We start from the raw sequence: 9,438 nt of genomic DNA on the forward strand, positions 1-9,438 counted from the left end.
CCCCGGACGTACGAACGCCCCCGTACCGCAAGCGGTACGGGGGCGTTCGGAAGCATCAGGAGGACGCACTCTCGGCCGGTCGGATCAGGATGCGCTGGCCGATGGAGGCCGCCTGCTGCACGATCCGGTTGACGGAGGCCGCGTCCACGACGGTGCTGTCCACGGCGGTTCCGTCGACATCGTCCAGGCGCAGAATCTCGAAGCGCATGGCTTCTCCCTTCGTCGGTGTTCTCCTTGCACAGGGTTCAACCAGGCGCCCTACAGAAACATTCCCTACGCTAAGGAAATTTTTTCCTTAGCTAACTACTGCGGGGTCAAGGATCGCCAGAAGGTGACTAGAGAACCGGCCGTGACCTGCGGGTTCTCCGCGTTCGGGGAGTGCTCGGCGCCCTCGACCACCACTCGGGAAGCCCCCAGACGAGCGGCCATCTCGTCCATCAGCGGCACCGGCCAGGCGTAGTCGGCCACCCCCGAGAGGACCAGCTTGGGCAGCGGCAGCTCCGCCAGCTCCGCCACCCGGTCCGGCTCGGACACCAGCACCCGGCCGGTGGTGATCAGCTGCTCCGGGACGGTGGCCAGCCAGCGCTCGCGCAGGAAGGCGGCCAGCTCGGGAGAGTCGGGCACCGCGTCGGCCGGATCCTGGGCCCGCATGGCCGCCCAGACGGCCGGCATATCGTCGCGCATCGCCTCCAGCGCCGCGACCAGCAGCTTCGTGCGGGCCTGCTGCTCCTCGGAGATGGCGGCGGGGCCGCTGCTCATCAGGGTGAGGGAGGCGAAGGGGGAGGGGTCGCGCAGGACCGCCGCGCGGGAGATCAGGCCGCCGAGGGAGTGGCCCACCAGGTGCAGCGGCCCGGCGCCCGCCAGCGCCGACGCCTGCGCCAGGAGGTCCAGGGCCAGCTCGTGCAGCTCGTACGCGGACTCCTCGCGCGGTCCGGGACTCTCGTACTGCCCGCGCCCGTCGACGGCGACCACCCGGAACCCGGCGGCGGCGAGCGGCTCCAGCAGGGCGATGAAGTCCTCCTTGCTGCCCGTGTACCCGGGAACCAGCAGGGCGGTGCCGTGCACGGGCTCGCCCGCCTCGTGCACGGCGAACTCCCCGCGCGCGGTGGCCAGGCGGTACGCGCGGGCGGCGGGGGGCAGGGTGAGGCGCGGCGGCTTGCTCATGGCCCGAGGCTACCGGCCCGTAAGCCCGGGTACGCGGACGGCCCCGGCCCCCTGGAAAGGGGACCGGGGCCGTACGTACGCTCACCCGTGGCGGTGCTTACCGGAAGCGGCGGGTCGTGCGGACCGGCTCGCTCGGCGGGGCGATCTGGAACTGCGGCTCGGAGGCCGGAGCGGCGGCCACCTTGCGGGGACGGCGCCGCGGCGCGACGGGCGCCTCGTCCCGGACGACGTCCGGGATCGGCGTCGGCGCGGCCTTGCGGGTCGGGACCCGGCGCCGCCGGACCGGAGCCTCGGCGGCGGCCTCCGCCACCGGCGCCTCCGTGACGGTGGCCTCCGCGACGGCGGCCTTGCGGGTCCGGGTGCGCTTCGGCTGCGCCGGAGCCTCCTCGGCCACGGCGGCCTCGGCGGCCGGGGCCTCGGCCGCGGTCTCCGTCTTGCGGGTCCGGGTGCGGCGCGGCTTGACCACCGCGGGCTCCTCGGCGACCACGGGAGCCTCGGCCAGCGCGATCTCGACGGCCGGAGCCTCGACGGCCACGGCCACGGCGGCCGGAGCCTCGGCGGCCGCGGTCTCCGCCTTGCGGGTCCGGGTGCGGCGCGGCCTGACCACCGCGGCCTCCTCGGCCACGACGGAAGCCTCGGCCAGGGGAACCTCGACGGCCGGAGCCTCGACGGCCACCGCGGCCGGGGCCTCGGCGGCGCCGTCCACCGCGGCGACGGCCGCGGCCGTCAGACGGGTGCGGCGGCGGCGCGGGCGGCGCGCCTCGTCAGCCTCGGGTGCCTCGGCGGCCGGCGACACCGGAGCGGCCACGGCCTCCGCCTCGGCACCGGACTCCGCACCACCACGGGTACGGCGGCGCTGGCGCGGCGTCCGGGTCCGGGCGGGACGCTCCTCGGCGGCCGGAGCGGCGGCGGGGCCACGGCCGCCACGGCCACCGCGCCCGCCGGTCTCGCCCAGGTCCTCCAGCTCCTCGGCCTTCAGGCCGGCCCGCGTGCGCTCGGCGCGCGGCAGGATGCCCTTGGTGCCGGCCGGGATGCCCAGCTCCTCGTACAGGTGCGCGGAGGTGGAGTACGTCTCGACCGGGTCGTGGAAGTCCAGCTCCAGCGCCTTGTTGATCAGCTGCCAGCGCGGGATGTCGTCCCAGTCGACCAGGGTGACGGCGGTTCCCTTGTTGCCCGCGCGGCCGGTGCGGCCCACGCGGTGCAGGAAGGTCTTCTCGTCCTCCGGCGTCTGGTAGTTGATGACGTGGGTCACACCCTCGACGTCGATACCGCGCGCGGCGACGTCGGTGCACACCAGCACGTCGACCTTGCCGTTGCGGAACGCGCGCAGGGCCTGCTCGCGGGCGCCCTGGCCGAGGTCGCCGTGGACGGCGCCGGAGGCGAAGCCGCGCTTCTCCAGCTGCTCGGCGATGTCGGCAGCCGTGCGCTTGGTACGGCAGAAGATCATGGCCAGGCCACGGCCGTCGGCCTGGAGGATGCGGGAGACGAGCTCCGGCTTGTCCATGTTGTGCGCACGGAAGACGTGCTGCTTGATGTTGGCGACGGTCACGCCCTCGCCCTCGGGCGAGGTGGCGCGGATGTGCGTCGGCTGCGTCATGTAGCGGCGGGCCAGGCCGATGACCGCGCCCGGCATGGTCGCCGAGAAGAGCATCGTCTGCCGCTTGGCCGGCAGCAGGTTCATGATCTTCTCGACGTCGGGCAGGAAGCCCAGGTCGAGCATCTCGTCGGCCTCGTCCAGGACGAGGGCCTTGACGTGGGACAGGTCGAGCTTCTTCTGGCCGGCCAGGTCCAGCAGGCGGCCCGGGGTGCCGACGATCACGTCGACGCCCTTCTGGAGCGCCTCGACCTGGGGCTCGTACGCGCGGCCGCCGTATATGGCGAGGACGCGGACGTTGCGGACCTTGCCCGCGGTCAGCAGGTCGTTGGTCACCTGGGTGCACAGCTCGCGGGTCGGAACCACCACGAGGGCCTGCGGGGCGTCGGTCAGCTGACCGGGCTGGGCCCGGCCGGCCTCGACGTCCGCCGGGACGACGACCCGCTCCAGCAGGGGGAGGCCGAAGCCCAGCGTCTTGCCGGTGCCGGTCTTGGCCTGGCCGATGACGTCCGAGCCCGAGAGGGCCACGGGGAGGGTCATCTCCTGGATCGGGAAGGGGGACACGATGCCGACGGCCTCGAGGGCTTCGGCGGTCTCGGGAAAGATTCCGAGGTCACGGAACGTAGTCAGGGTGCTGCCTCTTCTGTGAGACGCGGCGTGAGGCGGCGAAGGGGGTCCTACCGTGCCGGGCTTGCGGTACTGCGCCCGCCCAGTTTCGGGCGGGTCGTACGAAGCTGCGCGGGACCACTGCCATCGCTCAGGCGCTCATGCCGCTGAGGGGGCCCCTCGTGGAGGCGGTACGCATGGGCGTACTGCCCGCACCGAGGGCGGTCGGGTGGAGCCGATCGGGCCACCGACCGGGCATCCTCATTCGGATGGCCCGCCGAGTATCCGGCAGGCGCATTACCACTGTACCCCGGAATCGCGCAGCTGTGTTGGGTGAATTCACCACCCAGGCGTGTTTAGACAGATCGGGAGTGCGCGGGAGTGGTGACTTGTCCCGCCTTTCGGCGGGCTATTGTGCGGAGCATGTCGACCGTTGAAAACGCATCTCCCGCCGGCGACGACGCCCAGGCCGGGGCCCAGGGCATCGCCGCGCAGGACTGGGCGACCGCCTCCGCCTCCCCGCAGTACCGGGCCGCCGTCGTGGACCTTCTCGGCGCGCTGGCGTACGGAGAACTCGCCGCCTTCGAGCGCCTCGCGGAGGACGCGAAGCTCGCGCCCACCCTGGGCGACAAGGCCGAACTGGCGAAGATGGCCTCCGCCGAGTTCCACCACTTCGAGCGGCTGCGTGACCGGCTCGCGGCGATCGACGCCGAGCCCACCGCCGCGATGGAGCCCTTCGCCAAGGGCGTGGACGACTTCCACCGCCAGACCGCGCCCTCGGACTGGCTGGAGGGCCTGGTCAAGGCGTACGTCGGCGACTCGATCGCCAGCGACTTCTACCGTGAGGTCGCCACCCACCTGGACACCGACACACGTGCCCTGGTCGTCGGCGTCCTCGACGACACCGGCCACGGCGGCTTCGCCGTCGAGAAGGTCCGCGCCGCGATCGACGCCGACCCGCGCCTCGGCGGCCGGCTCGCCCTGTGGGCGCGCCGCCTGATGGGTGAGGCCCTCTCGCAGGCCCAGCGCGTGGTCGCCGAGCGCGACGCGCTCTCCACCATGCTCGTCGGCGGTGTGGACGGGATGGCGGCCGGCTTCGACCTGGCGGCCGTCGGCGAGATGTTCACCCGGATCACCAAGGCCCACACCAAGCGCATGGCCGCCCTCGGCCTCGCGGCCTAGCGGTCCCCCGGGTGCGGCCGCGTCCGGTCCGCCGGCCGGCCGCGCTCAGCTCCGCGACGGAAGCGAAAACGGAGGCCGGCGCGGGCCCCGGCCGCCCCCGTTGGCCGGGCGCAGCAGCAGGGACAGCACGACGGCCGACACGCCGAGCCCGCCCAGCAGCGTGGCGTAGAGGGTGTTGTGCTCGGGCCCGAGCGACATATGCGTCAGGTAGGCCCCGAACAGGGCTCCGCTCACCCCGCTGACCAGCACCGTTCTGGTGGAGGGCAGCCGCTTGGCGAGTACGCGCACGGCCACGCCCGCGAGGGCGAGGCCCAGCAGACCGGAGCCGACGGCCTCCATCAGCATCATCTGGTCACTCCCCTACGTCAGGGCAAACCGGGTCACTGCGGTCCTACCCGAAGCGGAAGATACGGAAACGGCCCGGCGTATGCGTCCGCCGGGCCGTTCCACTCGTACTCCAGTGCTAGAGCGCCCCGAAGCCGACCTTGCGCTGAGCCGGCTCGCCGAGGTCGACGTACGCCAGACGGTCGGACGGCACCAGGACCTTGCGACCCTTGATGTCGGTCAGGCTCAGCAGCGGCGCGGTGCCGGTCAGGGCGTCGGCGACGATGCCCTCCAGCTCCTCGGCGCTCAGGCCGCTCTCCAGCACGATCTCCCGGGGTGCGTGCTGCACGCCGATCTTGACCTCCACGGCTATGTCCCTCCGACGGTCCGGTTCGCGCGATCAGCCGCGCCGTACCCGGTCCACATTAGCCCGGTGAGGGGACACGATCGGCTCGCGGCGGACACGCTCGCAGCGAACAACGGCCGGTCAGACCTCCGTGCCGTGCAGGGGGAAGCCGGCGATGCCGCGCCAGGCCAGCGAGGTCAGCAGACCCACCGCCGTGTCACGGGCGACCGGGCTCTCGCTCGACAGCCAGTACCGCGCCACGACCTGCGAGACCCCGCCCAGGCCCACGGCCAGCAGCATCGACTCGTCCTTCGACAGCCCGGTGTCCTCGGCGATCACGTCCGAGATGGCCTCCGCGCACTGCAACGAGACCCGGTCGACGCGCTCGCGCACCGCCGGCTCGTTGGTCAGGTCCGACTCGAACACCAGCCGGAACGCGCCACCCTCGTCCTCGACGTACGCGAAGTAGGCGTCCATCGTCGCCGCCACGCGCAGCTTGTTGTCGCTGGTGGACTCCAGCGCCCCGCGCACCGCCTGGAGCAGGCTCTCGCAGTGCTGGTCCAGCAGCGCCAGGTACAGGTCGAGCTTGCCGGGGAAGTGCTGGTACAGCACCGGCTTGCTGACGCCGGCCCGCTCCGCGATGTCGTCCATGGCCGCCGCGTGGTAGCCCTGCGCGACGAACACCTCCTGGGCGGCGCCCAGCAGCTGGTTACGCCGGGCACGGCGCGGCAGTCGCGTACCCCGCGGACGCGCTGCCTCGGTCTGCTCGATGGCTGTCACGCCGCCTCCCACTTTCTCTAAGAACACAGTGCGCTCTGCGCCGCGCCGCCATCGTACTTTTCGGTAACCGGATCTGGTGGGTCCAAGCCTGGTTTTCTCGCTGTGCGGACGGCCTGGACGCACCCCGGAGATGCTGGTCAGCGCCTGGCAGATGCTGTCAGCGGTAGTCCTCCTCGTCCAGGGGTACCACCCGTGACTGTTCCGCGGCGTCCGCCTCCGGGGCCTCTACCAGCTCCTTGCCGTTGAGCGGTTCGTCCTCCTGTGGCTGGACGTCGGTGAGCTGCTCGGCGGCGTCCGCCTCGGGCGCCTCGTCGTCGAGCGGGTCCGCGAACCGGTCCCGGAAGGTGTCGGGTTCCGCAGGGTCGACAGTCATTCCACTCCCCTCGCCTCGTTCGTCCTCCTCTGAGCCTAGGGGGATCGGGGGACGGCCGCCAGGCGGTCCTGTGACCGCGGACACAAGGGAACGCCGGAGGGCGGGCGTGATCGTCTCGTAACATTGGCCCATGTCTTCGACCGAGCTGCCGGGCATCAGATCCACCGCCGAGCCGACCTCCCCGGTGGGAGCGGCCCGGCTGGCCGAAGGAGAAGGGCTGCGCACCGTCGCGCTGCCCGGCCTGGAGATGAACGTACGTTTCCGGCCACCGCAGCGGGAGGGCCTGCCGCCCGCCCTGTTCGTCCACGGGCTCGGCGGTTCCTCCCAGAACTGGTCGGCGCTCATGGAGCAGCTCGCCGGCACCGTCGACGGCGAGGCGGTCGACCTGCCCGGCTTCGGCTGGTCCCCGCCGCCCGCCGACCGGGACTACTCCCTCAGGGCGCTGGCCCGCGCCGTCATCCGCCACCTCGACGCCGCCGGGCGGGGGCCGGTGCACCTGTTCGGCAACTCCCTCGGCGGCGCCGTCTCCACCCGGGTCGCGGCGGCCCGCCCCGACCTCGTGCGCACCCTGACGCTGGTCTCGCCGGCCCTGCCGGAGCTGCGCGTACAACGCTCGGCCGTGCCCACCGCCCTGCTGGCGCTGCCCGGCGTGCCCGCCCTCTTCGGGCGGCTCACCCGGCACCTGACGGCCGAGCAGCGCACCCGGGGAGTGACGGACCTCTGTTACGGAGACCCCTCACGGGTGACAGCGGAGGGGTTCGCCCACGCCGTCGAGGAGATGGAACGGCGCCTGGCGCTGCCCTACTTCTGGGAGGCGATGAGCCGTTCCTCGCGCGGGATCGTCGACGCCTACACCCTCGGCGGTCAACACGGGCTGTGGCGCCAGGCGCAGCGCGTCCTCGCGCCGACCCTGCTGGTCTACGGTGGCCGGGACCAACTGGTCTCGTACCGTATGGCGCGCAAGGCCGCCGCGGCCTTCCGCGGTTCGCGGCTGCTGACCCTGCCCGACGCCGGGCACGTGGCGATGATGGAGTACCCCGAGGTGGTGGCCACCGCCTTCCGGGAGCTGCTGCGCGACGCCGCCGCCGGGGAGACCGACCGAGATACCGCAGACGGCAAGGGCTGAGGCTGAGGACGTGGGACGACATAGTCGCAAGGCTCCCGCACCGGCTCCGGGGGAGGGGCTGTACGAGCCCCAGCCGTACGACTCCGGGGCGTACGGGTCCGGGCCGTACGAGCCGCAGCCGCCGGCCCGGGCGCGGGCGCCGCAGCCGCAGCCGCAGCCGCCCGCCGGGTACGGGGAACCGGCCGGGCCCCGCCGGGCCGCCGAGCCGGCCGTCGTCCACCAGGGCCACGCCCCGCCCCCGGCCCGTCCCGCAGGGCATCCCGAGCACCGCGAGGAGGGCGGCGGCGCCCGGAGCGCGGGCCCGGCCGCCGCCTCCGTGTACGGGGACTGGCGGGGCACCCCCCGTCCCGCCGCCCCCCAGCCCCCCGAGGCGCTGACCTCCACGGGCTCGCACCGCCGCGTCCCCGCACCCGAGCCGCTGACCTCCACGGGCTCGCACCGCCGCGTCCCCGCACCCGAGGCGCTGACCTCCACGGGCTCGCCCTCCCGGGTTCCCGAGCCCGAGCCGCTCACCTCCACCGGCTCGCACCGCCGGGTACCCGCCCCGCGGGTGCCCGACGGGGCGGGCGTGGAACGGTCCCCGGACCGGCGCCGGGCGCGGATCCGTACCTGTACCGGGATCGCCGCCCTGGCCGTCACCGCCGTACTCGCGGTCGTCGTCGCCGGCCAGGTCACCGCCGAGGGCGACCCGGCCGCCGCCGGTACGCCCGCCGCCGGGGACGACGTCTCCCAGCGGCCCGGCGGCGACAAGGCCGCCGTCTCCCGCTCCGACGGCCGCCCCACCCCCGCCTCGCCCGCGCAACCGCCGACGTACGAACAGCAGATGGCGCAGCAGCTGCCCATCGACGCCAAGCTCACCGGCCCGGGCGTCTTCGACACGGTCCCCGGCACCGCCAAGGCGCCCGGCAAGGGCAAGGTCGTGCACTACCGGGTCGACGTGGAGCAGGGCCTCGGCATGGACGCGCAGCTCTTCGCCGAGGCCGTCCAGCGCACCCTCAACGACCCCCGCAGCTGGGGCCACGACGGGGAGATGACCTTCGAGCGGGTGGCGGACGGCAAGGCCGACTTCGTCATCACCCTGGCCAGCCCCGGCACCACCGGCGCGTGGTGCGCCAAGTCGGATCTGGACACCACCATCGACAACGTCTCCTGCGACTCCGCCAGCACCGAACGCGTGATGATCAACGCCTTCCGGTGGGGCCAGGGTTCGGCGACCTACGGCGCCGGCCAGATGCTCGCCTACCGGCAGATGCTCATCAACCACGAGGTCGGCCACCGGCTCGGACACGGACACGTGAGCTGCCAGAAGCCCGGCTCACTCGCGCCGATCATGCAGCAGCAGACGAAGTCCCTCGACATCGACAACGTCCACTGCCTTCCCAACCCCTGGGTGTTTCCCGACAACTGACCGCCCTGGAGCCGTCGATGACCGTTCGCCGTGTCGTACCCAACGTCCGGTCGCAAGCCGTGCCGGAGAGCCGGGAGTTCTACGGCCTGCTCGGGTTCGAGGAGGTCATGGACCACGGCTGGATCATGACGATGGCCTCCCCGTCCGCTCCGGCGGCGCAGATCAGCTTCATGGCCGACGACAGGACCGCGCCGGTCACCCCCGACATGAGCGTCGAGGTGGACGACGTGGACGCGGCCTACGCGCTCATGCGGCAGAGCGGCGCGGAGATCGTGCACCCCTTGCGGGACGAGGAGTGGGGGGTGCGCCGGTTCTTCGTGCGCGACCCCAACGGCCGGGTGGTCAACGTGCTGGGCCACCGCTGACGGCCGTCCCGGGCACCGGCCTTCCTAGCGCCCTCGAACGCGAACCGTACGGGAAAGTTACGACTCTTCACCCCTTCCGGTGGCGGGGGGGGGCCGGCGAGGCCCGGCGGCGCCCCGCGGGCGGAGTGTAGACAAAGCGCGGGGGGGGCGCGCGCGGGCGCCCCCCCGCG

General features: G+C 73.2%; 11 protein-coding genes. 4 read left to right on the top strand and 7 right to left on the bottom strand.

The features are described from left to right. Nucleotides 1-55: 55 nt before the first annotated feature. The 3 genes from ABZ716_RS13455 to ABZ716_RS13465 all read right to left on the bottom strand — a co-directional run bounded on the left by ABZ716_RS13455 (nt 56) and on the right by ABZ716_RS13465 (nt 3,322). Entirely contained in the window at nt 56-208 is a 153-nt protein-coding gene (locus ABZ716_RS13455) for a hypothetical protein (RefSeq protein ID WP_183067205.1), read from the bottom strand. A 95-nt stretch (nt 209-303) separates the two neighbouring features. Further along, a complete protein-coding gene (locus ABZ716_RS13460; RefSeq protein WP_358958704.1) occupies nt 304-1,164 on the bottom strand; it encodes an alpha/beta hydrolase in 861 nt (286 codons plus the stop codon). A 97-nt stretch (nt 1,165-1,261) separates the two neighbouring features. Continuing rightward, on the bottom strand, nt 1,262-3,322 hold the full coding sequence (locus tag ABZ716_RS13465; RefSeq protein ID WP_358958706.1) for a DEAD/DEAH box helicase: 2,061 nt from the start codon (nt 3,320-3,322) through the stop codon (nt 1,262-1,264). Between the two features lie 465 nt (nt 3,323-3,787). Here ABZ716_RS13465 and ABZ716_RS13470 point away from each other — a divergent pair, with 465 nt between their 5' ends. Next, nucleotides 3,788-4,546 carry a ferritin-like fold-containing protein gene (locus ABZ716_RS13470; RefSeq protein ID WP_351882886.1) on the top strand — a complete coding sequence of 253 codons (759 nt, stop codon included), beginning with the start codon at nt 3,788-3,790 and terminating at the stop codon, nt 4,544-4,546. Between the two features lie 45 nt (nt 4,547-4,591). Here the strand turns inward: ABZ716_RS13470 and ABZ716_RS13475 are convergent, their stop codons facing one another. The 4 genes from ABZ716_RS13475 to ABZ716_RS13490 all read right to left on the bottom strand — a co-directional run bounded on the left by ABZ716_RS13475 (nt 4,592) and on the right by ABZ716_RS13490 (nt 6,369). After that, nucleotides 4,592-4,891 carry a hypothetical protein gene (locus tag ABZ716_RS13475; protein WP_358811191.1) on the bottom strand — a complete coding sequence of 100 codons (300 nt, stop codon included), beginning with the start codon at nt 4,889-4,891 and terminating at the stop codon, nt 4,592-4,594. A gap of 118 nt (nt 4,892-5,009) precedes the next feature. Continuing rightward, on the bottom strand, nt 5,010-5,237 hold the full coding sequence (locus ABZ716_RS13480; protein ID WP_351882884.1) for a DUF3107 domain-containing protein: 228 nt from the start codon (nt 5,235-5,237) through the stop codon (nt 5,010-5,012). 120 nt (nt 5,238-5,357) lie between these two features. Continuing rightward, nucleotides 5,358-5,996, bottom strand: a complete 639-nt coding sequence (locus ABZ716_RS13485; protein WP_351882882.1) for a TetR/AcrR family transcriptional regulator — start codon at nt 5,994-5,996, stop codon at nt 5,358-5,360. A 157-nt stretch (nt 5,997-6,153) separates the two neighbouring features. Beyond that, nucleotides 6,154-6,369: a hypothetical protein gene (locus tag ABZ716_RS13490; RefSeq protein WP_358811022.1), complete on the bottom strand. Its 216-nt coding sequence runs from the start codon at nt 6,367-6,369 to the stop codon at nt 6,154-6,156. A gap of 130 nt (nt 6,370-6,499) precedes the next feature. Here ABZ716_RS13490 and ABZ716_RS13495 point away from each other — a divergent pair, with 130 nt between their 5' ends. Genes ABZ716_RS13495 through ABZ716_RS13505 form a run of 3 tightly spaced genes read left to right on the top strand, consistent with a single transcriptional unit; the run spans nt 6,500 to nt 9,268 of the window. Further along, the gene (locus ABZ716_RS13495; protein WP_358958709.1) at nt 6,500-7,495 is read left to right on the top strand and encodes an alpha/beta hydrolase; all 996 of its coding nucleotides are present in this window, start codon (nt 6,500-6,502) and stop codon (nt 7,493-7,495) included. A gap of 10 nt (nt 7,496-7,505) precedes the next feature. Then, nucleotides 7,506-8,903: a DUF3152 domain-containing protein gene (locus tag ABZ716_RS13500; protein ID WP_358958712.1), complete on the top strand. Its 1,398-nt coding sequence runs from the start codon at nt 7,506-7,508 to the stop codon at nt 8,901-8,903. Nucleotides 8,904-8,920: 17 nt separating this feature from the next. Then, the gene (locus ABZ716_RS13505; RefSeq protein ID WP_358811019.1) at nt 8,921-9,268 is read left to right on the top strand and encodes a VOC family protein; all 348 of its coding nucleotides are present in this window, start codon (nt 8,921-8,923) and stop codon (nt 9,266-9,268) included. Nucleotides 9,269-9,438 lie beyond the last annotated feature (170 nt).

The sequence above is a fragment of the Streptomyces sp. NPDC006687 genome (assembly GCF_040636215.1).
GTDB lineage: Bacteria > Actinomycetota > Actinomycetes > Streptomycetales > Streptomycetaceae > Streptomyces.